The organism is Streptomyces sp. GbtcB6, assembly GCF_019091475.1.
GTDB lineage: Bacteria > Actinomycetota > Actinomycetes > Streptomycetales > Streptomycetaceae > Streptomyces > Streptomyces hyaluromycini.
In genome coordinates this window covers 75,740-98,324 of sequence record NZ_JAGXJL010000005.1, presented here as the reverse complement: position 1 = coordinate 98,324, position 22,585 = coordinate 75,740, and the positions used below count along the sequence as shown (strand labels likewise).

Here is a 22,585-nt window from a genome sequence, read left to right as displayed (position 1 = left end):
CACGCATGCGCACGCGGAGGTGCGTCAGCCGGCAGCGCCGATCAGCGCGTGGTGATGCAGAACGGATGGCCGACCGGATCGGTGAGGACCCGTGCCTTGTCGCCGTGCGGCTGGTGATCCGGCTTGCCCGCGCCCAGCTCCAGCAGCCGGGCTTCGGCCTCGGCCAGGTCCTCGTCGACCTTGAAGCAGATGTGGAGCTGCTGGGGAACGGTCTGGCCGGGCCAGTTCGGCGCCCGGTAGTCGTCGACCCGCTGAAAACCGATGAGAAGTCCGTGCTCACCGTTGAGACCCGCGAAGTCGGCGTCCGACTTCGGATGCGGCTCAAGACCGGTGGCCTGCTGATAGAACGCCGCCAGAGCCAGCGGATCAGGGCAGTCGAGCGTTATAGCGACCAGCTTCATCTGCAGGGACATGGCGCCTCCGGGCCGATCAGTGGACTTCCGCGCTGAACACCCTAGGTGCGGAGCGAGAACGGCGCGGCACGCGGACCAGGCCGGCCGGCTCAGCAGGGGGCGGAAGCGGGTGAACAGGGCCAGGAGTCGGGCTCCCCACTCCTCGCGGAAGGACGGGTCGACGCGGGCGAGATCGAGTTCGTTGGCGGCGGACAGCTCGGCGAAGTCCCGGCGCAACCCGGGTTCGGGAACACGGGCATGTCCGGTGAAGCGGTCGTGGAAGGCCCCGTCGGGGTTCGCGAGCGCCGGGTAGGTGGCCTTCCGGTCGCACGAGGCGTAGAGGTACACGATCGCCTCGGCCTCCGCACCGATCACCGCCACGAGTTCGGTACGGCGGTCCAGCGGGAGCAGGGCGGTGGGGAAGCCGTCGGTGCCGTAGAACGCGTGGCACAGGCCCGCGAGTTGGAGGGCGGGGCGGGCGCCCCAGGCGGCGAGTAGCTCCTGGACGCGCTGGAGGTGCACGAGAAGCGTGCCGCCGGGGTGGTCGATCTCGGCGGCACCGAGCGCACGCAGGAGCGCGACGGCACGAGCTGAGGCATCAGGAGGTACGGGGGAAGCGGACACGAGGCGGGTTCCTTCCGTCGCTCGGGTCGGCACCCGTCCGTGCCTCCGCCAGGGGTCCGGACCCCGCGAAGGCGCCGGACGGGTTGCCGCCCAGGGCCCTGCGCCGATCATCGCGAGTACCGCCAACCCCAGTCAATCCTAAGGATTTCTAGACAGACCCAAGCTGTAGCTTGGGGTACATGACTCTGGACGACCTGCGTGTCTTCGTGGCCGTGTGCCGGGCGGGCAGCCTCAGCGCCGTGGCCCGGGAGCTGGCCTGCACCCAGTCCGCGGTCAGCCAGCACGTGAAGCGGCTGGAACGGGAGACCGGCGTGAGCCTCCTGGAGCGCCAGTCACGAGGCGTCGTACCCACCCACGCCGGACGGATCCTGTGGGACGCGGCCGCCGACGGCATCGCCGGTCTGGACTCGGCGCTGCGGCGCCTCGGCGACCTCGTCGACGGCGACAGCGGCTCGGTACGCGTCACCACGGGCGGAACGACCGTACGGCACTTCATGTCCGAGGCCATCGTCGCCTTTCGGCAGCGCTACCCGAAGGTGAGCCTGGAGTTCCAGACGGAGACCTCCAGCCGCAGCTGCTTCGACGCCCTCGCCGCCGGCCACCTCGACCTCGCCTGGGTCACCCTCGGCAGCCCGGTCCGCGGCATCGAGCAGCGCCCTGTCGTGGACCTGCCCTGGGTACTGGCCGTCCGCACCGACGACCCGCTCGCGCATCGGGCCCGTATCGAGGTGGCCGATCTCGCCGGCATCCGCCTCATCCGGCTGCCGCAGAGCTCCACCTCGGGTGCCCGCCTCGACGCCGCGTTCACCGAACTGGGCGTCCGGAGCAGCTCCGACACCGGCGTCGCCGACTGGGACACCGCCCTCCTGCTGGCGGAACTCGGCCTCGGCCACGCCGTCGTACCCGCACTGCCCGGCCGCCGGGCACCCGGCGGCGACGACCCTCTCCGGCTCATCCCTGTCCCCGACCTGCCTCCCCTGACCGTCGGCTGGGCGGTGCGCCGCTGGGACGCGCTCTCCCCGCTCGCCCGGGTCTTCGCCGACACCGTCGCGGACTGCGTCACCGCGAGCGCGCCGCGCCGGGTGTGAGGCGTCAGCGCCGGCTGGCCAGCCAGTCCTCCAGCACCGCGAAGTCCGCCTCCGTCAGACCGAACTGGTGGTCGACGCGGTGCAGCAGGGCGGGCGCGTGGTGGTGGGCGGCGACCCAGGCGCGGTCGGCCTCGGTGAGCTCGTCGTCGATCCAGATGAACGGCCGCTGCCCGGCCCACGCCACCAGGGGCCGGGTCTTCCAGTGCAGCAGGGCCGGCGGCGCCTCCTCGTCCGGCCACTCCACGACCGGCAGCGGGGGCAGGCCCAGCCAGGGGGCGACGCAGTCGTTGGCGTCGTCCATCCAGGTGGTGGCCCAGACGAGGTCGCAGCGGAGGGCGGCCAGGCGGGGGCCGAGGGCGGGGTCGATGCGGGTGAGGAGGGGGGCCGATGAGGTTGGGGCGGCCCCGTAGACCGGGTAGGGGTGGTCGGCGGGGGCGCCGAAGGGGATGAGGGTTCCGTCGATGTCTAGGAAGAGGAGCATCGGGGGACAGGATCGCATCGCAGAGAGTGCCGGGAAAGGTTGCAGGGCGGCTGCGGGTGCGTGGGGGCTGGTCGCGCCCACGCGGCGGAGCCGCATATTGATACGGCTCCGCGCCCCTTAAAAGCCAGAAGCAGGGCGTTGCCCCCACCGTCCCCTAGAACGGCAACGGTCTCGCATGCACCACGTCCAGCCGGGACACCGCCCTCGTCAGGACCACGTACAGCCGGTGCAGCCCCCGTTCCTCCCCCTCCGCCACCGCCGCCGGTTCCACGGCCACCACGTGGTCGTACTCCAGGCCCTTGACCATGCTCGCCGGGACCACGGCCACCCGTGCGCCCAGTTCGTCCGGTCCCGCCGGTTCGACGCCGGCGGCCGTCAGCGCCTCGCGTACGGCGGTCACCTGGGCGTCCGCCGCCACGACCCCCACCGACCCCTCGTGGGCCAGGGCCTCCCGGACGGCGGTGACCGTCGCCGCGTGCACGTCGTCGGCCGGGCGGATCCGCACCTCGCCGTCGCCGCGGTACGACTCGGCCGGGGGTACGTCCGTGCCCAGGCGTTGCAGCAGCCGGTTGGTCAGGGCCACGACCGCCGCCGGGACGCGGAAACCGGTGGTGAGCGGGACGACGGCTGCGTCCGGCTTGCCCAGGTGGCCCAGTACTGTGTCCCAACTCCGCGCCGACCAGGGCGTGGTGGCCTGCGCGAGGTCGCCGAGGACGGTGAGGGAGCCGAAGACGGCCCGCCGGGCGATCGCCCTGCACTCCATGGGAGACAGGTCCTGGGCCTCGTCGACGACGATGTGGCCGTACCCCTCGGGGTGTTCGACGAGCCCCGCGACCTCGTCGAGGAGGACCAGGTCGGCGGCCGACCAGCGGGCGGACTTGTACGAGCGCGGCGGGCGGGCCCAGCGCAGGTCACGCTGTTCGCCGGAGGTCAGGAGCCCTTCGGCGGCCGCCGCCAGCACCCCCTCGTCCGTGAGGAGTTCGGCCACCACCTCCTCCGGGCGCACCTTCGGCCAGACGGTGTCGAGGTAGGCGCCCATCGCACGGGAGCGTTCCAGGCGCCGGGTCCAGGCGCCGGGCTGCGGACCCGCCCGCCGTTCGGCCTGGAGCTGTACGGCCCGCATCGCCCGCCCCCGCACCCGCTCCCGTCCGACGGCGTACGGCGGCTCCTCGTCCCGTACCCCCTCGACGATCGCCGTCAGAGTGCCGGCCGGCACCCGCCAGGTGTACGTGCCGTCGGAGAGCGAGAGGGGGGTGACGGCGTCCGTGCGGATGTGGGCGTACAGGGCGCGGCGCAGGACCTCGGCCATCCGCGGGTCGTGCTTGAGCGCGGCGGTGCGGTCGGGGTCGGTGCCGGTGACCGGGTGGCGGCCGATCTCCTCGGGCAGGGTCGTCTGCCGTACGCCGGTCTCGCCCAGGGCGGGGAGGACCTCGGAGATGTAGGAGAGGAAGGTGCGGTTGGGGCCGAGGATCAGGAGGCCGGAGCGGCGGATGCGCTGCGGGTGGGTGTAGAGGAGGTAGGCGGCGCGGTGCAGGCCGACGGCGGTCTTGCCGGTGCCCGGGGCGCCCTGGACGCAGACGGAGTCGGCGAGGCCGGCGCGGACCAGGTCGTCCTGGTCGGGCTGGATGGTGGCGGCGATGTCGCGCATGGGGCCGACGCGGGGCCGTTCGATCTCCCGGGTGAGCAGTGTCCCGGTCCCGGACTCCCCCTTGCCGAGCCGCTCGTCCTCCATCCCCGTGAGGTCGGCGGAGGCACCGCGGCTGCCGGGCGCCCAGCCGAACCGCCGGCGTACCGCCACGCCCTGCGGGTCGTCGGGGCCGGCCTGGTAGAAGGCGCGGGAGACGGGGGCGCGCCAGTCGACGACGAGGGGCGGGGCGGTCGGCTCCTCGCTGATCCGCAGCCGGCCGATGCGGTAGCTCTGCCCCGCGTGCTCTCCCGCGTCGAAGTCCAGTTTGCCGAAGAACAGCGGTCCTTCCGGGAGCTCGCGCATCTCCTTGGCCCGGCTGCGCAGCCGGTACCCGAGCACTTCGGCGTCGGCACCGGACGCGGAGACGTCCTCACCGGTGACGACGTGCTCGACGGCGCCTTCGACCATGCGGGCGAGGGCGGCTCGGCAGATGTCGTGGTAGGCGCGTTCGCGGTCGAGTTCCTGCTGCATGGGGAACAGCGTAAACGAGAAATCGTGACCGGGTTAAATTTTTTACCGGAACTCAGCCGGGGTCCGCCAGTGACCGCTCCAGCCGTCCGAACGCCTCCTCCGCCGCCCGCACCGCGCCTTCCCGCACGTCCTCGACCCGCTCCCCCGCCGCGATCCGCCGCCAGTTGTCCTGCGCGAGGATCCGCTGTACGGCGATGATCTGGCCGGCGGCCAGCCTGGCCTCCAGGGTGCCGCCGAGGGCCTCGGCGAGCGCGGCCTCCGACCGCTCCAGGTAGGCGTACTGCCGGGCGACCAGGGTGGGGGTGCTGTTGAGCAGAGTGTGGAAGGCGAGGACCTGCGGGTGGTCGTTGAGCCCGGTGATCGGGTCGCTGCGCCGGAGTCCGTCCAGGAAGTGGGCCCTCAGCACGCCGACCGGGGAGTCGGCCCCCGCGACCAGCCGCGCGGCCTCCGTCTCGTGGTCGGCGATCCGGTGCAGGACCAGGTCCTCCTTGGCCGGGAAGTACCGGAACAGCGTCGGCTTGGAGATCCCGGCGGCGGCGGCCACCTCGGCGACCGACACCGCGTCGAACCCCTTCGCCAGGAACAGCCGCACGGCGATGTCCGACACGTCCTCGTACATCCGCCGCTTCTTGCGCTCACGCAGGCCCATCTCACCCATGGGGGGAGCCTACGCAGCGGTGGTCAGAGCGAGGTCTCCTGCCGCCGCTGCGGGAGCTTCGCGAGGCTCCACAGATCGTCGAAGTGTTTGGTTCAGGTCGCCGCCGCGGCCTCGGCCGCGCCCTCCCGGGACCACACGTTCAGGTCGGTCCGGAGAGCCGGTACATGGCGCACGAGTCCACAGCCCGTCCGGTGTCACGGCACGTTCTCAGCGGGGGCGGAGCCGTGTTCGCGACACCATCGCATCAATGCCGTCACGATCCTGCGGGTTCCGGGAACCTCTTCGAGTCCCAAGGACGACGCGGCGACGGCCAGCACCTTGCGAACCTTGAATGCGGCGGGCGCGATCTGCCACCAGCTCGGCTCCGGGTCGGTGTCCAGTTCCAGGGCGGTGCGGATCACGTCGGTGAAGACGGACTGGGCCTTCTTGTAGGTGAGCAGACGTTCCAGGTCGTCCCCCCAGCCGTTCGAGCTGCCGGCACGGACGCCTTCAACAGTCTCGCACCAGCGCTGGGCGACAACACGCTCCTGTCGTGCCGGATAGCGCATCAAATGGAGATGCGTTGCCAGGTCGTACAGCGGGTCGCCCAGCATCGCGAGTTCCCAGTCGATCGTCCACAGCGTGGACTCGGCATCAACGATGAAGTTCTCGCGATGCAGATCGGCGTGGAGCAGGCAGAAAGGGCGTCTCTCCAGCCCGAAGACGTTTTTCCGGAGATGCCTGAACGAATCTTCACCCAGCCAGAGATCCTCGAACAGGCTGGCGAACCTCTCCAGGTTCGCCCGGTAGACCCGCTGCTCGGCGAAAAGGACGAGCCGCTCCAGGAAACCGTCCGTGTCACCGTCATCGGGACGGTCGTCGAGCTTGCACCGCCGTTCGACCGAAAGGGAATCGGGCCGAATGCCGACCATCTGCCGGAACAAGTCCATGATCTGATCAAGAAAATGACCGGGGATCACGGTCCCCGATTTATGAAAATAAGCGAGGGTATCCCCCTCGATAAAACTCTGCAACCCGATTCCATCAACATCGATAATATCCGGAATTCGGAGAACCTGACCGTGGAGAGCTCTCAGCAAGTTCTCCTCGGAAGAGAAGCATCGACGATCGAACCAGAGAAGGTCGGCACGCGGCTCCCGGCATTTCCAGCGCCCCGATCGCCCACCCTCCATTTCCCCGGACAGCGGAAAGACATACGTCTCGTGGTGGTAACCGTGGAGCGGCCCTTCGACCACACCCTCGTCGCCACTCATCTCGACCGCGTGCAGCCGAGCAAGGGAAGCCAGTTCGAGTGACATTGCCCGTTTCTTTCGCCGTGACCCTTCCGAAGGGTGCAGAAGTGGGAGCACGGTACTCCTGTGCTGGCGTGCATCGTGCCAGACGTCCACGACTCGTCGAACCTGGTCTCGCGGGACAACGATTGGACGCACGTATGTGCAACGATGAATCACCCTGCGTCCGCTCACTCCGGGTCCCTCGCGCGCCATGAGCTGCGGTGCTGGCCGCCGCGCGCGACGTGGTCCACACTGGCCGAGGCGACAGGAGGAAGCCCATGAGCAGCGCAGCCGATCACGGTGCGGCTCTGCGGGAGTTGCTGACGGACGTGCATGCCGTACTGCTCGACTTCGACGGACCGGTCACCGACCTGTTCCGCGGTCGGTCGACGGCCCCCGTGGCCCGCGAGATCAAGGCGGCCGTACGGGTGGTCTGGGGCTACGTCGATCCAGAGGTCGACGCATGCGACGATTCGCACGGCATCCTCCGCCTGCTGCGGGAGATGTACGACCGGTCGGCCCCCGAACGGCTCGATCCCCAGGGACTCGTCGAAGCCGAAAAAATCGTCACCGGATACGAGTACGAAGCCGTCAAGACAGCGATGCCGGCACCCCATCTGGTCCGCCTCGTCGACGTGCTTTCCAAGCACGGTCCGCCCCTCGTCATCGTCAGCAACAACTCCGACGGGCCCATCTGGGAGTTCTTCAAGGGCGAGCGGGTCCAGCGGCAGGAGAAGGTCTACGCCGTCGCAGGCCGCGACCCGCTGCTACGAGACATGAAGCCCCACCCCGGTTCGGTGGAGCGCGCCCTGAAGTACGTCGGCCTGCCGCCCGAGGCGGCTCTTCTCATCGGCGACCAGTTGACCGATCTCAGTGCGGCACAGCAAGCCGGAACCCCCTTCCTCGGTTACACGCAGTCGCCCGAGCGCGCGGCGCAGATGCTGGACCTCGGCGCGAAGTACGTCGTGTCCTCCCATAAACCCCTCATCGAGGCCGTGGAAGGCAGATCGAGTCCCAACTGACCTTCTGGTGCTGCGAAGTGACGCCGGGCATGATGGCTGCACGGAGAGCTACCGGGCAGCGTCGGCGCCACGAAGCCGCGGCGCCCACAGGGGGTTTGGGTGTCTTCTCGCAGTCCAGCCGGCAATGGCCCGACCAGACTCGACCGTATCCGGTCCACGCTGAGCAGCTGGAAACCCCGCATCGTCAAGTCGGTGCTGGGACTGACCGCCGTCCTGCAAGGCGCCGGCGCTCTGATCGGTCCGCTCGGCGACGCCCTCAAGGATCAGCAGCTACTGGGGGGTTCCTTCGCATCGCTGATCGCCCTCATCCTCTACGACGCCATCAGCGAGTCCGGCTCCAAAGAGGCCGCGGGTGTCTATGTGTTCGCCGACTCGGACACATTGCACGATGAATTCAGGGAAGCCTTCAGCGCCCGCAGCGTACACGTCGATTTCTCCGGCTTCACCATGGAGACACTGCTTGAGGCGATTGCCGTACCGATGCGGAAGATGGCCGACCGAGAAGTACACACGGTCGAGCTGCATCTTCGCATCATCATCGCCCACCTGAACCTTCCGATGGGGCTGCCGGGAGGCCTCGTTCCGGCACCACGAGCGAGCGAATCAGACACTACGAAGTATTATTTCGCGGACTCCCCGAAAAATCGCGAACGCATGCGCGACGAGTTCACCAAACCCAATTGGACGAGGCTCAAGGGCATGCTCAACGCCATACAGGCAAAAAATCCGAAAATGGCCATATCGTGCGAGATCCGGGAGGCGACACAGATACCGGATCGGAAGCTGTACATCCTGAACCGTGAGCGAGTCTTCACCACTCCCTACGGGATCGAGCCGGACACCGTCGGACCGCAGGAGAATCAGTACGAGATCCTCGACGCCCAAGGATTCGCGCCGCTCTACGGACGAGCCCGTTACATCGGCTGGGATCTGAAATCGAATTCCCATCCGGTCAGAGAGATCGCGGATCACCACATCGCGTGGTACGAGAATCTGTGGCAAAAGCTCGCCGAGATCAAACCAGAGCACCCCGTGATCGGCGACCCCCGGTGGACACGTCCGAGACAGCAGAGCACGTCCGCATAACGAGCCTAACTCGCGAGCAGGTGCCAGACCGACTCGTACCAGGCCTTCATCTTCAGCACGAAGACCGATCCCGGCGAGTTCGGGTCGGCGTCCTCGACGTGGTGGGTCAGCATCGCGCCCAGACCCAGCACGTCGAGCGCGTCGATCTCCTCGCCCGTGCCCAGGATGATGGGCCGTCCGATCACCTCGTAGAGGCCGTGCAGCACTTCTGTCCTGTTGATGACGTAGAGCTTGAAGGCCGGCACCAGCCGCACATGCCTGATCTGTACGTCGACGGACGGCACAAACCCCTCGACCTGCAGGTCCCTCAGCACGGTGCGCAGCGATTCCGTGTGCCGGTCGGTGATGGCGCGCAGCCGCTCCCGCAGGCGCGGATCGTCCTTGTCCTGCCTGCTGACGGGATACGGCAGGTCTAGCGCCGGGTCAGGCAGCAGCATCCGTACACCGATTCTGCGCGGAGCGATGGCACCGGCGCGGATGCGCTCGGACTGCACCCGGATGTGTGCGTCCAGACTCTCCGAGGTCAACGTGAAGACGTCCAGGGAGACGTCGGGCTGCTCGAACGCCTCGCTTATCAGCGGCCCCAGCGTCAGCACCTGCCGTGACCTGCTGGCCTTGGCCGTGGTGGACTGCACGCGCTGGACCTTGACGACCCGTGCCGGGCTGCCCTGACGGGATTCGATCCACCCCTCGTTGCCCAGTTCGCGCACCACACGCTGGACCGTGTCACGGGACACCCCGAACTCCTCGGCGAGCCTGCCCTGCGCGGGCAGTTCGGTACCCAGCTGGTACGTCCCGTCCATCATCCGGGCCCGCAGCGCCTCGGAGACCTGCCGGAACGCCCTGCCACCACCGTCACGCGCTTGCCTGGCCGCCATACAGCGAACGTCCCCTTCCCAACCCGCCGTGCAAACACGCCTCGGTCAGGCAGGAGGCCCTGCTGCCGTACCCGGTTAACGGATCAAGCTGCCCGGACCTGCCTGATATTGACCGACAACCAGGCAGGCATGCCCGGGCGCCGCCTAGTGCCGGAGTATCTCCAGCAGCGGCCACAAGGACCCCACCACGTACTCGGCGCCGGCCTCGGTCAAGAGCTTGGCTTTCCGTGCGTTACGCGCGTAGCCCAGAAACGGCACCCCGGCCGTCCGGGCCGCCTGGAAGTCCGTCGGCGAGTCGCCGATCATCAGGGCCGCGGCGGGGGCGGCGCCCATCGCGTTGAGGGCGCGGTTGAGGCAGTGCGGGTCGGGCTTGAGGCGGTGCAGGTCCTGGGTGCGGCCGTAGATGTGCGGGGCGAAGCAGGGGGTCAGGGCACGGTCGTCGAGGTAGGCGCGGACCACCCGGGGGGAGTTGTTGGTGGTGACCGCCATGCGGGCGCCCCGCGCTCGCCACGTCTGGATGACGATGTCCGCGAACGCCGTGGGCATCGCCGTCGACGTGGCCCGCAACTCCTCCTTGGTGAGACGTTCCTCCAGCTCCGCGACCAGGTCGCTGCCGGGGCGTCGGCGGTCCACCGCGCGCAGCACGAGGTGCGGGTCGAGGGAGTCCCGCTCGGTGTCCGTGACCAGGCTGTGCAGGCCCCGGCTCGCCAGCCACTCGACCAGCTCGCCGGCCACGCCCGCCGCCGAGTGTCCCGCGAACAGCCGACAGATCGGCCCGTCGAAGTCCCAGAGGACGACACGGGCGCTTCCGACCAGTTCCGTGAGCTCTTCGGTCGCGTTCTTGCGCTTGGCTGCCACCAGTTCAGTCTGCGTCGTATCAGAAGTCACTAAGAGAGTGTCAGGTCCGTCGTGATGGTTTCCCAGAGGGCGTCGAACCACTTCTGGGATTGGTCCACGAACGCGGCGTCCCGCTGGCCGGTCCGTTTCTCGAACGAGAAGAGGAGGGATTCCGAGCCGACGGCGTCGTACATGTCGAGCGGGCCGTCCTCCGTCTGCTCCTCGCGGCGGGTGACCGTGTAGTACGCGAAGAGCGCCTCCGCGCCGTTGAGCAGGTACAGCTTGATCGGCGGGGTGAACGGCAGGGCCCGGAAGGTGACGTTCACGTCGATCTTGTGCGTGGAGCGCAGGCCCTGGAGGTTGTACTGGAGGACCTGGCCCTGGGCGTTGCGCATGCCGAGCCAGCGGTTGTGGACCGTGTCGTCGTCGCCGTCGACCGCCGTCGGGAAGGCGAGCGGGATGTCCCGGCTGGGCAGCAGGACGCGGACGTCGATGCGTTCGGGACGGATCCGGCCCTCGTGGATCATGCGCAGGGGCTCGGCGAGCGCCGGCAGCAGGCTCTGGGCGGTGAGGCAGGCGGCGTCGATGCGAACGTGCGCGGCGGCGAACGCCTCCGTCATGCGGGGGCCGAGGCCGACCATCGTCGGCTGGGGTTCGTCCAGCGCCGGGGGTCGCGGGCCGGCGATGCGCGGCGGGCTGCCCTTGCCGACGTCGACGAGGAAACCGTCGTCCTGCAGTGCCCGCACGACCTGGCGAACGGTCCCCCGCTCCACCCCGAACTCCTCGGCCAGTTCGGCCTGGGTGGGCAGGCGGTCGCCCACCCTGAGGTCGCCCGAGCGGATCCGCTCCCGCAGGATGTCGGCGATCTCCTTGGGTGTGCTGCCGGCGTTCACTGCCACGTTCTCCTGAGTCACGACCAAACGCTACAACTTTGATCCATCTAGCGGGAGTTGTTTGAAGGTTGTTTATAAGTAGTAGCCAACTGGGGACAACTTAATCAGAGTTGGTTACCAACTTGATTGAGTTGGCGGAAGCCTCGCTTCCCGACTGATGGGGGGAACCACCATGCCTGCCGCCCTCGCTCTCGTCTCCGCCGTCTTCGTCATCGGCTTCGAGCAGATGGTCCAGTCGAAGTACGGTGCCACTGGCATTATCGGTCTGCTGTTGCTCACCGTGGGGGTCAAGGCCAAGAGCCCGGCGTTCAGCTCCGCCGGCGCCGTCCTGCTCGCCCTGATGCTCACCGGGCCCGCCCTGTAGGCATCTGGGCCCGTGTCCGGTCCTGGACCCGTCCGGTCCCCGGACCCTAGGACGTCAGGTGCAGCTCGGAACTGATCGTCTCCCACAGGGCGTCGAACCACCTCGTGGACTGGTCCACGAACGTGGTGTCCCGCAGCCCCGCGCCCTGTTCGAAGGCGAAGAGCATCGACCGCGTGCCCTCGGCGTCGTACGTCTGCAGGTGCTCGTGGTCGATCTCCCGCTCGTGGCGCCCCAGCGTGTAGTAGGCGAAGAGCGCCTCCGCCCCGTTGAGCAGGTACAGCTTGACCGGCGGGGTGAACGGCAGGGCCCGGAAGGTGACGTGCACGTCGATGCCGTGCGTGGCGCGCAGCGCCAGCAGGTTGTGCCGCAGCACCTGGCCCTGTGCGTTGCGCTGGGCCAGCCAGCGGTCGTGCACCGCGTCCCCGGCCGAGGTGTCAGCCGCCACCGCCGTCGGGAACGCGAGGTCGATGTTCCGGCTCGGCAGCAGCACCCTGACGTCGATCTTGGCCGGTTCCAGACTCCCCGCGTGAATGAGCCGCAGCGGCCCGCCGAGCGCGAGGTTGAGCGAGACCGAGGTCAGGCAGAGCGCGTCGATCCTCACGTGCGACGCCGCGAAGGCCGCCTCTATGCGGGGGGTGAGGGCCACCATGGTCGGTTGCGGCGGCGCCCCCGAGCCCACCGCGGACCGTGCCGGGCCCGGACCCTGGGCCACCGTCGCCGGAGCACCCTTCGACACGTTGGTGAGCAGGTGCTCCGACTGCAGGATGCGCAGTGCCTGCCGAACGGCCCCGCGCTCGACGCCGAACTCGTCGGCCAGCTTGGCCTGTGTGGGCATGCGCTGGCCCGGCCGCAGCACCCCGGACCTGATCCGGGTGCGCAGTTCGTCGGCCACCTCGCGGTGTGACGCCTGAGGCCGCTGTGACCTCTTCCGCCCATTGACGGAGGCGAGTTCCGGGTCCACGGACAAACAGTACAACTTCCCGCCATCTTTCGGCAGTTCACGGGAAGGTGGTTATGAGTCGCATCCAAGTGGAGATAAGTACTGTGGAGTTGGTCACCAACTCATGCAACATGGTCATACTTCCTCGGCGGTTGGCCATCCGGGTTCCCTTCCGGAGGGGAGCCGGGAGCCCGGTCCACCAGGGCCGGCTGTCGGGGCGCACGACCAGCACAGTCACAACTGAACACCGACAACCGAACACAGGCAGACCCGCACAGCCACAACTTCACAGCTCGCTACGGATGAGCAGCACAGGCTCAACAGCACAGACACAACTGAACAAGGTGATTCAGGCACCCGTCCCCGGGAGGAAGGAGACCGTCTCAGAAGATGTCCGGGCACCAAGGACGCCCGGGCGCGCGCAGCAGGGCGTCGGCCTCCCGGGCGGCGCCCACTCGCTCTTCCTGGACCCGTCCGAGCGCGTGCAACCGTGCCACGGACTGGTCACCGAGCCAGACACTCGCCAGCTCGGCGACGCCGAGGGCGAGGTCGGGGGTGTCGGTGGTCGGGGTGCAGGACGCCCCATCGGGGGAGGCGTCCAGCCTGAACCGGCCGCCGGCCAGCCCCTGCCGGTCCGCCACCTCAAGGACCAGCGATCCCGCCCTGTCGTACGTCCGCGCCTCCAGAGCCCGTGCGACGTCCAGGATCCGCACCCACAGCCAGTCCGCCTGGTTGGCGACGCGTGCGGCGCGCGGGTCGGGCAGGTAGTGCGGCAGCAGGTCGTCCGGCGACCGCCAGCCGGTCTTCACCCGGGTGATCCAGTCGATCGAGCACAGGTAGTGCCACAGCGCGCGCTCGGCCGCCGGGGTCGTGCCGAGCAGCCAGTGCACCTCGGCCGTGTTGTACGGCTGCTTGCCCTGCCAGTTGTCGTCCGACTCGTAGGACGCGATGCCCTCCACCTCGCCGGCCGCCGAGCGGTACACCGCGAAGTAGGGCTCCTTCCACGACTCGTCGAAGCGGACCACACCGGTACGCAACTGCCACCACAGATCGCTGCGGCTGACGGCGCCGGGGGTGCTGCGCCGGATGCGTTCATGCAGGTCGGGGCCGAGCTTGCGGATGTCCTCGCCGTCGACGAGGTCGATACGGCCGCCGTCCCCGGGGCCCGACCAGCGCGGGTCCAGACCGGTCCGCGGGACCTCGATCGTCCACTCCGTCAGCGTGGTCGCCGGGCCGAAGCCGTAGCGGCCGTAGATCGGGTACTCGGCGGCGATCAGGGTCGCGACCACGTCTCCGCGCTCCTTCGCCGCGGCCAGGTCCTGGCTCATCATGCGGGTGAGCAGACCGCGGCGGCGGTGGGTGGCGGTCACGGTGACGTTCGAGATGGCGTCGGCGGGGACGGTCGCGCCGCCGACCGCGGTCAGCTCCTGGTCGAAGGAGCGGAACGTCGCCACACAGCGGGGGCCGTCGAAGGCGCCGAGAAGCCTGCCCGGTACGAACTGCCTTCGGCGGGCCTCGAGTTGGTCGGCCGAGAGGGTGGGTGTCTGGAGGAAACCGGTGGACAGGGCCCGGTGCCAGTCGGCCAGCTCGGGTTCGGATATGGGGCGGACTTCGACGGCGTCAGTCATGACAGCACGGTAGGTGTTGGGTAGGGGTGGTGCCGATTCAATTTTGGCTGCGGGCCGGTGGGGGCTTGTCGCGCAGTTCCCCGCGCCCCCAGACAGTCGGCCTTACGTCAGTAGATCGTCGACCTGTGCCTCGCCCTCCCGGTAGCGCCTCGTGATCTCCCCGCTCGAATCGTCGGCCGTCCGTTGCAGGCGCTGCCTGCGCCGCGACACCTCCTGCTCGTAGCGGACCAGGCGCCCCATCGCCGCCGTCAGCTCGGTGTCCGTGCGGGCCTCCAGGTCGGAGAGTTCGACCTCGGCCAGCATGTCGGCCGCCAGCCTGCCGTACTCCTCGTTGTGCGGGGTGCCCAGCGTGACGTGGCGGGCGGAGGAGCGGTGGCGGGCCGGGGCGTCCGTGAGGATCTCCGGGAGGCGGTCCACGACGGAGGCCGCGCCCGCCGGGGAGCGGCGGGCCAGTTCCGCGCGCAGGATGTCGATACGGCCCTGGAGCAGCCGTCGTACATAGCTCAGGTCCGCCTCGTCGCGCTGGGCGTCCCGGCGCAGGACGCGCAGCTCGGGCAGGCTCAGGCGGATCAGGTCGTGCTCCGGCGGTTCCACGGGCAGCGGGATGTCCTCGCCGCGCTGTGCGGGCGGCCGGTGCAGGCTCTGCACGCTCTGCGTGCCCTGCGTCTTCAGTCGCCCGGTGCTCGGTGTGCTCATGCGTATCTACCGTCCCCTCGACCGGCGTGTGGAAGCATGGTGCCACCCCAAGTGGCTGCAATGTGACCGAGTGCCCCCGAACGGCCCTAGTTGGGACGTTAAGGATCAATAATGGGCCCCCTGTGAGGGCCACCCGGGCACCGGGCATGATGGTCCGCATGCGAGCGGTGGTACAGCGGGTGGACGGCGCGAGCGTCGTCGTGGACGGCGAGACGGTGGGCGCGATCGAGGGCGAGGGGCTGTGCGTGCTCGTCGGCGTGACCCACGACGACACGAAGGAGAAGGCCGCCCAACTCGCCCGGAAACTCTGGTCGGTCCGCATGCTGGCGGACGAGAAGTCGTGCAGTGACATCGACGCGCCGCTGCTCGTCATCAGCCAGTTCACGCTCTACGGCGATGCCCGCAAGGGGCGGCGGCCGACCTGGAACGCGGCGGCGCCCGGGGATGTGGCCGAGCCGCTGGTGGACGAGGTGGTGGCGCAGCTGCGGTCGCTGGGGGCGACCGTGGCGACGGGGCGGTTCGGGGCGCAGATGCGGGTGTCGCTGACGAACGACGGCCCGTTCACCGTCCTGCTGGAGATGTGAGCAGCTCCCGGCAGTCCCGGGCCAGGGCCGTCATGCCGAGTTCCTCCGCCGTGCCGAGCGCGGTCCGGGCCAGGCCGTGGGCGGTGGCCAGGGCGGCGGGCGACAGGGCGGCGGGCGAGCCGGTACGGAGCCGGACGCGGGCCTCGTCGAGGCGGAGCCGGGCCATCTGCGCCGGGTAGCGCTGCGCCAGGCGTACGGCGCGGGCGAGGTGCCCGAGCGCGGTCTCCGGTTCACCGGCGACGAGCGCGAGCAGGGCGCTGAAGCGGGCGGCGGGGCCAAGGAGCACGGTGGGCCAGCCGGCCAGCACCAGTTCGTCGCCGTGCGCGTCGAGGAGGGCACGCAGCGCCGGGACGTACGCCGACACCTCGGTACGGCGGCCGGTGCGCTCCGCGAGCTCGGCGCAGACCAGGGCGAGGGTCGCCGCGGTGGGCAGGGCCCAGCCGCTCGGCGGGAACCGGGTGAAGTCACCGGCGTCGGCGGCGAACGCCCGGAGCTGGTCCGCGGCCTGTTCGTACCGTCCGGTCGCGCACAGGGCCAGGGCGAGGCCCGCCCGCCACACCGGGAAGTAGCCGCGGCGCTGGACGCCGGCCATGCGCGGGGAGGCGAACAGCTCGGCCAGGCGGCCCTGTTCGTGGCGCAGCCAGTACTCCTGGCCGAGCACGGTCTGGCTGAGGGCGTCCGCGGGCATCGAGAGCCCGGCCTCCATCGCCGCCGCCACCTGCCCGGCCTCCCCGAGGATCCAGCCCTCGGCGGCGGCGAACTCCCCGCGCCACAGGCTCATCAGGGCGTCCAGCGTGCCCTGGTGCCAGTACGCGAGCCGGCTGCGGTGCCGGGCCGCGTACTCCCGGTGCCGGCTGAGGGTCGCCTCGGCGGCGGGCACCCGGCCGGTGCGAAGCTGGTCGATGGCGAGGGCGACCAGCGCCTCGCCCTGGAAGTAGGCGGAGTGGGAGCGGACGGCGAGGTCGCGGAGTTCGGTGGAGAGGGCGAGCAGGGTGCGGGCGGGCTCGAAGTCGTACAGGGCCCAGCGGGTCTCGGTCAGGACCTCGCAGCGGGCTTCGTCGCCCACCCCGCCGGGTGTTCCGGCCGGCCGGCGGTCGCGCTCGCGCAGCTCCGCCAGCGCCTGGCGGGCCAGCCGGGCGCCGGTGCGGGGTTCGGCGCCGGTGACCGCGGTGTCGTCGCCGATGGCCATGGCGAGCTTCTTGGCCCGGTGGGCGGTGAGCTGGAGCCGCAGCTCCACCGCCCGGGTGTCCTCGCGGCCGGCCAGCGCGGCCAGGCAGGCGTCGATGCGGAACAGCAGGTCGCGGTCGACCTGTCCGGGGTCCGACCAGCGCCGGGCGCTGCGGACGACGGCGTGCGCGCGGGCCAGTTCGTCGCCGCCGGCGGCCTCGTAGGCGGCCTGGTAGTGCCGGCCCGCCTCGTACATCTCGCCGAGCAGGTGGCGGGTGTCGCCGCGCCGGATGTGCTGGTCGAACCCGGCGCCGTAGCCGCTCGGCCGGGCCGGCGGGGGCGCGGCCGGGGCCGGATCGGGGGGTGGGCGGCGCCGGGTGCCGCGGACGGGCTGGTCGGCCTCGTCCCGTCGCTCGTGCTGCTCGGGTCCGGGCGGCAGCAGGGCGAGCAGGGCGCCGTCGGCCCGCAGGGCGGCGTCACAGCGCTCGGCCAGCAGCCGGCCCGGGGGCCGCAGGCCGTTCTCCACCCGGCTGAGGTAGCTCTTGCTGTAGTGGACCCGGCGGGCCAGCTCGGCGAGGGAGAGGTCCGCGGCCTCCCGGCGGACGCGCAGCGCCTCGGCGAACTCCTCCTGCGGTGTCACGGCGCCTCCCCCCGAGGGCACGCCGCTCGCCGGGTCGAACACGTGCACACCGTGTTCAAGTGGTCGCCGCCCGTTGCCAATTATGGAGTGTCAACGGCATATCTCGCAGCGTGCTTACGGAGATCCACAGCCTGTGGACCGATTCCCGCGGCGGGGCTACGGCTCGACGATCACTTCCTGTGCCGCGGCCGTCTCCCCCGCGATCAGCCGGGCGTCCGCCGGGATGTTGCGCTTGACCAACGCCAGGGCCACCGGCCCCAGTTCGAAGTGGCGTACCGACGTCGTCACGAAGCCGATCTTCCGGCCGTCCTCGCCCTCGTCGGCCACGCGGATCTCGGTCCCGTGCGGCGGCAGGTGGACGTCGCTGCCGTCCAGGTGGAGGAAGACCAGGCGGCGCGGCGGCTTGCCGAGGTTCTGCACCCGGGCCACGGTCTCCTGGCCCCGGTAGCAGCCCTTCTGCAGGTGCACCGCGGTGCCGATCCAGCCCAGCTCGTGCGGGATGGTCCGGTGGTCGGTCTCGAAGCCGAGCCGGGGCCGGTGGTGCTCGACGCGCAGCGCCTCGTAGGCGAGCAGCCCGGCGGCCGGACCCGCCTTCCCGGCGAACGACTCCAGGTCGGCGCGGGGCAGGAAGAGATCACGGCCGTACGCCGTCTCGCGTACGACGGCGCCGTCCGGGACCTCGGCGATCGAGCCGGCGGGCAGGTGGACGACCGCGAAGTCGTCCGTGCGGTCGGCGACCTCCACCCGGTAGAAGAACTTCATCGACTCCAGGTAGGCGATCAGCGCCTCCTGGGTGCCGGGCTCGACGTGGGCCCAGACGGTCGTACCGTCGTCGACCAGGTACAGCGCGTGCTCGATATGGCCGTGCGCGGACAGGATCAGCGCCTCGGTGGCCTCGCCGACCGGCAGCTCGCTGACGTGCTGGGTGAGCAGGAGGTGCAGCCAGCTCAGCCGGTCCTCGCCGGTGACGGCCACGACGCCCCGATGGGAGAGGTCGACGAAACCGGCGCCGTCGGCGAGGGCGCGCTGCTCGCGGAACAGGTCGCCGTAGTGCGCGGCGACGCCTTCGTCCACGCCCTCGGCGGGCACCGCGCCGGGCAGGGACAGCAGGGGGCTCTTCATATGAGTAAGCCTACGACTCGGTAATTGAAGTCTGGACGGATGCGGATGCGGGGGACGCCGCCTTGGCTCTCTTCAGCGTGCAGTCCTTGCAGCGCCCGAAGATCGCGAAATGTTTCATGTCCGTCTCGAAGCCGAAGTCCCGCCGCAGCTTGGCGGTGAACTCCGCGGCCACCGCCACATCCGCCTCGATCACGTTCTCGCAGTCGCGGCAGACCAGGTGGATGTGGTGGTGCCGGTCGGCGAGGTGGTACGTCGGCGCCCCGTGCCCGAGATGGGCATGGCTGACCAGCCCCAGCTCCTCCAGGAGCTCCAGGGTCCGGTAGACCGTCGAGATGTTGACCCCCGACGCGGTCTTCCTCACTTCACCGAGGATGTCGTCGGGGGTCGCGTGCTCAAGGGTGTCCACGGCTTCGAGCACGAGTTGCCGCTGCGGCGTCAGCCGGTAGCCGCGCTGCCTGAGGTCGCTCTTCCAGTCGGTGCTCACCACACCGAAAGTCTAGAACTACTTCTAATGTTCAGAACTACTTGAAGAACGCGATGCCGTCGTCCGGCATGTCGTCGGGAAGGGCCTTGGCCCAGCGCTCGACGTCCTCCGGGGTGACGACCTTCTTCAGATGGGCCGACATGTAGGGGCGCAGCTCGACCTCGGGGGTCTGCTTCTCGCCGACCCACATCAGGTCGCTCTTGACGTAGCCGTAGAGGCGCTTGCCGCCGCTGTACGGGGCGGAGGCGGCGGTCCGGGCCACGGCGTCGGTGACCAGGTCGATCTGGGGCTTCTTGACGGCCATCTCGCCATACCAGATCTCGATCACGCCGTCGTCGCGGACCATCGTGACCTCGACCTTGCGGTCGGCGTCGATGCGCCAGAAGCCGGACTCCGACTCCAGCGGACGGACCTTGTTCCCGTCGTTGTCCAGCACCCAGGTGTGGGAGTGGTACTCCAGGAAGTCCCGCCCATCGTGGCTGAAGGTGACCTCTTGGCCGAAGTTGCACTTCTCCGAGCCCGGGAAGTCGTGGACACCCGCGCCTGCCCAGCTGCCGAGCAGGAAGGCGAGTGGGACCAGGTCCTTGTGCAGGTCGGACGGAATCTCGATCATGAGTGGTGGTTCCTAGACTCGGACTCGGTTCAGCGCTGGCCCTGGTACAGCTTCTTCACGGTCAGCCAGGCGAAGGCGAGGACGCCGACGCAGACCAGGACCAGCAGGGTTTCGAAGAAGGCTTCCACGGATGCTCCTTGAGCGAGGGTGGGCGTACGTACAAGAGCCGGGCCCCAGCTTACGCGGCCCGGGCCCGGCCCTCTTGGCGAGGTACGCCCGCGCCGGGTCAGCCCAGCAGCTCGCTCTGCAGCGTCACCGTCTGCTGGAAGGGGACGGCGAGCGCCTCCCCCTTCCGGGACTGGACGATCACGCCGAAGGTGTCGCCGGCCGCGAGACAGACCAGCCGCACCTGCTCGGCGCCGTACGGCTTGTCCTCCACGTACGGTGCCAGGAGGACGTCCGTGATCCGGGCGGCGTCCGGGAACTCCTCGTCCCGGAGGAAGGTGTCGGCGCCGCGCACGGTGTAGGCGGGCGCGTCATCGACGATCATCTCGGTGTTCAGCAGCTTCTCCGTGATCGTGGCGCTGCCGAACTGCAGCAGGTAGATCCCGGTGTGCGTACCGTCCGGGGTGGTCCAGCCACGGGCCGCGATGTGCCGGAGCCCGTAGTCGGCCAGCTTCCCGGCGAGCTCCTCGCGGTCCGCCTTGTCGGCGTAGAGCGCCAGGAAGTCCTTGGTCGCCAGCCAGCCGTCCGCGCCGCGCAGGGCGCCGTCGGCGGTGGCGCCCCGGGGCGCGGGCAGCACCAGTCGGCGCAGGTCGGCGTAGTGCGCGTTCACCTTGTTGGCCTCGGCGAACGGCGCCGGGCTGCCGGACGGCAGCGGCGGCTTCACCAGGGTGGGGTACTCCCAGCGGCCGTCGGAGTGCGTGGCCAGGCCGGGTACGTCCGTCCGGTCCGCGCGCGTGATGCCGTACGCCGTACCGGTCCCGACGACCGCGAAGACGGCCACGGCCGAGACCCAGCGGGCTGCGGCCCGGAGCCGACGACGGTCCTTCTTCGCGGGCTGCGGCTCGGACGGCGGGAGGTCGATGGCCGACTCCGGCTGCACGGCCTGCACGGCCTGCAGGGCCTGCAGGGGCTCCACGGCCTGCACGGCCTGCACGGGCTCCACGGCCTGCTCCGGCTGCTCGCCCTGCACGGCCGGCTCGGGCTGCACGACCGGCTCGCCCTGCTCGGCCTGCTCGGGCTGGTTCATGGTCATACCGCCACTCCCGGGTTCTTGATCCGGTCGAGCTGCTCGCCGAGCAACAGCGCCACACCCTTCTCGTCCAGCGGCTTGGCACCGGTGGCCGTGGCGCTGACCAGCACGTCACCCACGTACGCGGAGCACACCATCATGTCGAGCTTCTCGGCCGAGTCGGCGGGCGGCAGGAAGCAGGCGGCGTCCTTGTGGCCCTTCACCTCCGGGCCCTTGCGGAAGACCTTCAGCGCGTCGAACAACTCCTGCTGGGCCGTGGCGACGGTCCGCACGGTCCGCTGGTCGCCCAGCTGCGACAGCACGATGTCGACGGTGTAGGCGTGGTCCGAGTACGACGTGCCCTCCGTCGGCGTCTCGGTGCTCAGGTAGCTGCGCATCGCCATGCCCTTGGTCTGCTGCTTGTCGATCAGCCGCTCCAGCTCCTTGCGCTGGGAGCGGGGCAGATCCTTGATCGACTCCTTGCGCAGGTCGGTTGCCTGGCGGCCGGACAGCCGGGCGTCGGAGCCGAACTCCCCGATGTCCGGGCCCCGCCCGAACCCCTCGGTGCCGTAGGGCAGCAGCAGGGCCTGCAGACCGGTTCCCCCGGCCGCCGCCTCCTTCGCCTTGCCCTTGGCCGTCTTCGGCAGGTCCCAGCCGGGGACTCCCGGATCCCGGTCGGCGCCGGTCACCCTCACGGCGGTGCCGGCGACCCCCGCGACGACGGCGACGAGCAGCACGCCGATCCCGGCGATCCGGGCTATACGACGCCGCCGACGACCACCGGTCTCACCGATCTCACTGGCCTCACTGATCGCACCGATCTCCTCGATCCCACCGGCCTCACCCACCCCGTCGGCCTCACCGGCCACGCCGGACAGTTCCTCGCTCACAGCCGCTCCATCTGCCGCTTCGCCAGATCCATGATCTTCGCCTTCGGGACCGGCTTCGTGTCGTAGACCCAGATCTCCATGGCGATGTCACCGCGCCAGGCGTGCGCCTCGGCCGAGTACACGTCCACGTAACCCGGCTCGCTGTGGGGCTTGTTGTGGACGTACGCCATACCGTCGCCGGTGCCGGGTATCGGCCGGCCGTCCGTGCCGGCGTCCTTGCCGGCCCAGTAGTAACCGCCGTCGGCCGCGTCGGCCGCCCCGAGCGTCTCCTCCTGGCGGTACTGGACCAGGCGGATCTCCACGCTGTACGTGCCGCCCTCCCGCCAGTCCGTGACGGCCGCCCGCCGGAACTCGCCGGCGACGAGGTCCGCGAAGCCACTCGCGGGCTTGTCGTACGTCTCCGCGTAGTCGGCGAGGCTCATCCAGCCGCCGCTGTCCGGGTAGAAAGCCGCACGCGCGCCCCTCGGCTTCTTCAGCAGCAGCTTGCGCAGATCGCCGTCGGCCTTGACCTCCCGGTCCTGGGCGGCGGACAGCGGCTCGGGACCGGCACCCTTCGCCTGCGCGGCGGACGGCTGGGAGAGGGGCGGCAGGGCGGTGGGCTCGCGGTCGGCCTGGACGAGGTAGCCGACGCAGGTGCCCGCCACGATGCCGAGTACGGCGGCGGTGGCGATCAGTGTGCCGGTACGGCGTCTTTTCGGTATTTCGGGTGGAGTTTCCGGTGCCGTTTCCCCGGACTCTTCCGGCGGCGCTTCGGATGGTGTCTCTGGTGGTGTCTCTGGTGGTGTCTCTGGTGCGTCCATTTCGCCCCCCTGTGCACAACGGGAGCGCGGTTTCCTTGATCCGCGCTCCACAGGAGACTCATGGTCGACTCAGCGAGTTGTCCAAAGATTAA

General features: G+C 70.0%; 23 protein-coding genes and 1 pseudogene. 5 read left to right on the top strand and 19 right to left on the bottom strand.

What is annotated here, in order from left to right:
- Nucleotides 1-41 precede the first annotated feature (41 nt).
- Together KVT45_RS10800 and KVT45_RS10795 are read right to left on the bottom strand one after the other, a co-directional pair.
- Nucleotides 42-413 (bottom strand): VOC family protein, encoded by a 372-nt coding sequence (locus KVT45_RS10800; RefSeq protein WP_217546824.1) that lies wholly within the window; start codon nucleotides 411-413, stop codon nucleotides 42-44.
- A 51-nt stretch (nucleotides 414-464) separates the two neighbouring features.
- A pseudogene (locus tag KVT45_RS10795) lies at nucleotides 465-1,016 on the bottom strand (DUF6817 domain-containing protein); the annotation flags it as partial.
- A gap of 179 nt (nucleotides 1,017-1,195) precedes the next feature.
- On the opposite strand from KVT45_RS10795, the gene KVT45_RS10790 reads away from it, so the two are divergent.
- Nucleotides 1,196-2,104 (top strand): LysR family transcriptional regulator, encoded by a 909-nt coding sequence (locus KVT45_RS10790; RefSeq protein WP_217546353.1) that lies wholly within the window; start codon nucleotides 1,196-1,198, stop codon nucleotides 2,102-2,104.
- A 4-nt stretch (nucleotides 2,105-2,108) separates the two neighbouring features.
- Here the strand turns inward: KVT45_RS10790 and KVT45_RS10785 are convergent, their stop codons facing one another.
- The 4 genes from KVT45_RS10785 to KVT45_RS10770 all read right to left on the bottom strand — a co-directional run bounded on the left by KVT45_RS10785 (nucleotide 2,109) and on the right by KVT45_RS10770 (nucleotide 6,699).
- Nucleotides 2,109-2,585, bottom strand: coding sequence for an HAD domain-containing protein (locus tag KVT45_RS10785; protein WP_217546351.1), 477 nt, complete (start codon nucleotides 2,583-2,585; stop codon nucleotides 2,109-2,111).
- Nucleotides 2,586-2,739: 154 nt separating this feature from the next.
- Complete coding sequence (locus KVT45_RS10780) at nucleotides 2,740-4,743, bottom strand: AAA family ATPase (RefSeq protein WP_217546350.1); 2,004 nt, start codon at nucleotides 4,741-4,743, stop codon at nucleotides 2,740-2,742.
- Between the two features lie 52 nt (nucleotides 4,744-4,795).
- Nucleotides 4,796-5,401 carry a TetR family transcriptional regulator gene (locus KVT45_RS10775; protein WP_217546348.1) on the bottom strand — a complete coding sequence of 202 codons (606 nt, stop codon included), beginning with the start codon at nucleotides 5,399-5,401 and terminating at the stop codon, nucleotides 4,796-4,798.
- Nucleotides 5,402-5,595: 194 nt separating this feature from the next.
- Nucleotides 5,596-6,699: an aminoglycoside phosphotransferase family protein gene (locus KVT45_RS10770; RefSeq protein ID WP_217546346.1), complete on the bottom strand. Its 1,104-nt coding sequence runs from the start codon at nucleotides 6,697-6,699 to the stop codon at nucleotides 5,596-5,598.
- A gap of 254 nt (nucleotides 6,700-6,953) precedes the next feature.
- Here KVT45_RS10770 and KVT45_RS10765 point away from each other — a divergent pair, with 254 nt between their 5' ends.
- Together KVT45_RS10765 and KVT45_RS10760 are read left to right on the top strand one after the other, a co-directional pair.
- A complete protein-coding gene (locus tag KVT45_RS10765) occupies nucleotides 6,954-7,697 on the top strand; it encodes an HAD family hydrolase (protein WP_217546345.1) in 744 nt (247 codons plus the stop codon).
- A 192-nt stretch (nucleotides 7,698-7,889) separates the two neighbouring features.
- Nucleotides 7,890-8,783, top strand: coding sequence for a hypothetical protein (locus KVT45_RS10760; protein WP_217546343.1), 894 nt, complete (start codon nucleotides 7,890-7,892; stop codon nucleotides 8,781-8,783).
- A 5-nt stretch (nucleotides 8,784-8,788) separates the two neighbouring features.
- On the opposite strand, the gene KVT45_RS10755 is transcribed toward KVT45_RS10760, so the two are convergent.
- The 3 genes from KVT45_RS10755 to KVT45_RS10745 all read right to left on the bottom strand — a co-directional run bounded on the left by KVT45_RS10755 (nucleotide 8,789) and on the right by KVT45_RS10745 (nucleotide 11,418).
- Complete coding sequence (locus KVT45_RS10755; protein ID WP_217546341.1) at nucleotides 8,789-9,661, bottom strand: winged helix-turn-helix domain-containing protein; 873 nt, start codon at nucleotides 9,659-9,661, stop codon at nucleotides 8,789-8,791.
- 144 nt (nucleotides 9,662-9,805) lie between these two features.
- On the bottom strand, nucleotides 9,806-10,519 hold the full coding sequence (locus KVT45_RS10750; RefSeq protein ID WP_308310699.1) for an HAD-IA family hydrolase: 714 nt from the start codon (nucleotides 10,517-10,519) through the stop codon (nucleotides 9,806-9,808).
- Nucleotides 10,520-10,548: 29 nt separating this feature from the next.
- Nucleotides 10,549-11,418: a FadR/GntR family transcriptional regulator gene (locus tag KVT45_RS10745; protein ID WP_217546338.1), complete on the bottom strand. Its 870-nt coding sequence runs from the start codon at nucleotides 11,416-11,418 to the stop codon at nucleotides 10,549-10,551.
- Between the two features lie 145 nt (nucleotides 11,419-11,563).
- On the opposite strand from KVT45_RS10745, the gene KVT45_RS10740 reads away from it, so the two are divergent.
- Nucleotides 11,564-11,755: a hypothetical protein gene (locus KVT45_RS10740; protein WP_217546336.1), complete on the top strand. Its 192-nt coding sequence runs from the start codon at nucleotides 11,564-11,566 to the stop codon at nucleotides 11,753-11,755.
- 46 nt (nucleotides 11,756-11,801) lie between these two features.
- Here KVT45_RS10740 and KVT45_RS10735 read toward each other — a convergent pair whose 3' ends face one another.
- From KVT45_RS10735 to KVT45_RS10725, 3 genes are all read right to left on the bottom strand, one after another.
- Nucleotides 11,802-12,722, bottom strand: a complete 921-nt coding sequence (locus KVT45_RS10735) for a winged helix-turn-helix domain-containing protein (protein WP_217546334.1) — start codon at nucleotides 12,720-12,722, stop codon at nucleotides 11,802-11,804.
- Between the two features lie 356 nt (nucleotides 12,723-13,078).
- Complete coding sequence (locus KVT45_RS10730; protein ID WP_217546333.1) at nucleotides 13,079-14,323, bottom strand: GNAT family N-acetyltransferase; 1,245 nt, start codon at nucleotides 14,321-14,323, stop codon at nucleotides 13,079-13,081.
- Between the two features lie 102 nt (nucleotides 14,324-14,425).
- Nucleotides 14,426-15,019, bottom strand: coding sequence for an aerial mycelium formation protein (locus KVT45_RS10725; protein WP_217546331.1), 594 nt, complete (start codon nucleotides 15,017-15,019; stop codon nucleotides 14,426-14,428).
- 158 nt (nucleotides 15,020-15,177) lie between these two features.
- Here KVT45_RS10725 and dtd point away from each other — a divergent pair, with 158 nt between their 5' ends.
- Entirely contained in the window at nucleotides 15,178-15,603 is a 426-nt protein-coding gene (dtd, locus tag KVT45_RS10720) for a D-aminoacyl-tRNA deacylase (RefSeq protein WP_217546329.1), read from the top strand.
- Here the strand turns inward: dtd and KVT45_RS56195 are convergent.
- From KVT45_RS56195 to KVT45_RS10685, 7 genes are all read right to left on the bottom strand, one after another.
- A complete protein-coding gene (locus tag KVT45_RS56195; protein ID WP_308310698.1) occupies nucleotides 15,581-17,410 on the bottom strand; it encodes a helix-turn-helix transcriptional regulator in 1,830 nt (609 codons plus the stop codon). The genes dtd and KVT45_RS56195 overlap by 23 nt on opposite strands.
- A 156-nt stretch (nucleotides 17,411-17,566) precedes the next feature.
- A complete protein-coding gene (locus KVT45_RS10710; RefSeq protein WP_217546328.1) occupies nucleotides 17,567-18,532 on the bottom strand; it encodes a folate-binding protein YgfZ in 966 nt (321 codons plus the stop codon).
- A gap of 10 nt (nucleotides 18,533-18,542) precedes the next feature.
- Nucleotides 18,543-19,019 carry a Fur family transcriptional regulator gene (locus tag KVT45_RS10705; protein WP_089101763.1) on the bottom strand — a complete coding sequence of 159 codons (477 nt, stop codon included), beginning with the start codon at nucleotides 19,017-19,019 and terminating at the stop codon, nucleotides 18,543-18,545.
- 34 nt (nucleotides 19,020-19,053) lie between these two features.
- Nucleotides 19,054-19,629: an FABP family protein gene (locus KVT45_RS10700; protein ID WP_217546326.1), complete on the bottom strand. Its 576-nt coding sequence runs from the start codon at nucleotides 19,627-19,629 to the stop codon at nucleotides 19,054-19,056.
- A 226-nt stretch (nucleotides 19,630-19,855) separates the two neighbouring features.
- Nucleotides 19,856-20,827: a hypothetical protein gene (locus KVT45_RS10695; protein WP_254646588.1), complete on the bottom strand. Its 972-nt coding sequence runs from the start codon at nucleotides 20,825-20,827 to the stop codon at nucleotides 19,856-19,858.
- Nucleotides 20,824-21,693 (bottom strand): hypothetical protein, encoded by an 870-nt coding sequence (locus tag KVT45_RS10690; RefSeq protein WP_308310697.1) that lies wholly within the window; start codon nucleotides 21,691-21,693, stop codon nucleotides 20,824-20,826. The genes KVT45_RS10695 and KVT45_RS10690 overlap by 4 nt, the downstream gene beginning before the upstream one ends.
- Entirely contained in the window at nucleotides 21,690-22,337 is a 648-nt protein-coding gene (locus KVT45_RS10685) for a hypothetical protein (protein ID WP_308310696.1), read from the bottom strand. Before KVT45_RS10685 ends, KVT45_RS10690 begins: the two co-directional genes overlap by 4 nt.
- Nucleotides 22,338-22,585 lie beyond the last annotated feature (248 nt).

Excerpts from the sequence above, each read along its gene's own strand:
- KVT45_RS10800 (WP_217546824.1), bottom strand. The coding sequence starts at position 413 with ATGTCCCTGCAGATGAAGCTGGTCGCTATAACGCTCGACTGCCCTGAT.
- KVT45_RS10790 (WP_217546353.1), top strand. The coding sequence starts at position 1,196 with ATGACTCTGGACGACCTGCGTGTCTTCGTGGCCGTGTGCCGGGCGGGC.
- KVT45_RS10785 (WP_217546351.1), bottom strand. The coding sequence starts at position 2,585 with ATGCTCCTCTTCCTAGACATCGACGGAACCCTCATCCCCTTCGGCGCC.
- KVT45_RS10780 (WP_217546350.1), bottom strand. The coding sequence starts at position 4,743 with ATGCAGCAGGAACTCGACCGCGAACGCGCCTACCACGACATCTGCCGA.
- KVT45_RS10775 (WP_217546348.1), bottom strand. The coding sequence starts at position 5,401 with ATGGGTGAGATGGGCCTGCGTGAGCGCAAGAAGCGGCGGATGTACGAG.
- KVT45_RS10770 (WP_217546346.1), bottom strand. The coding sequence starts at position 6,699 with ATGTCACTCGAACTGGCTTCCCTTGCTCGGCTGCACGCGGTCGAGATG.
- KVT45_RS10765 (WP_217546345.1), top strand. The coding sequence starts at position 6,954 with ATGAGCAGCGCAGCCGATCACGGTGCGGCTCTGCGGGAGTTGCTGACG.
- KVT45_RS10755 (WP_217546341.1), bottom strand. The coding sequence starts at position 9,661 with ATGGCGGCCAGGCAAGCGCGTGACGGTGGTGGCAGGGCGTTCCGGCAG.
- KVT45_RS10740 (WP_217546336.1), top strand. The coding sequence starts at position 11,564 with ATGCCTGCCGCCCTCGCTCTCGTCTCCGCCGTCTTCGTCATCGGCTTC.
- KVT45_RS10730 (WP_217546333.1), bottom strand. The coding sequence starts at position 14,323 with ATGACTGACGCCGTCGAAGTCCGCCCCATATCCGAACCCGAGCTGGCC.
- KVT45_RS10725 (WP_217546331.1), bottom strand. The coding sequence starts at position 15,019 with ATGAGCACACCGAGCACCGGGCGACTGAAGACGCAGGGCACGCAGAGC.
- dtd (WP_217546329.1), top strand. The coding sequence starts at position 15,178 with ATGCGAGCGGTGGTACAGCGGGTGGACGGCGCGAGCGTCGTCGTGGAC.
- KVT45_RS10710 (WP_217546328.1), bottom strand. The coding sequence starts at position 18,532 with ATGAAGAGCCCCCTGCTGTCCCTGCCCGGCGCGGTGCCCGCCGAGGGC.
- KVT45_RS10700 (WP_217546326.1), bottom strand. The coding sequence starts at position 19,629 with ATGATCGAGATTCCGTCCGACCTGCACAAGGACCTGGTCCCACTCGCC.
- KVT45_RS10695 (WP_254646588.1), bottom strand. The coding sequence starts at position 20,827 with ATGACCATGAACCAGCCCGAGCAGGCCGAGCAGGGCGAGCCGGTCGTG.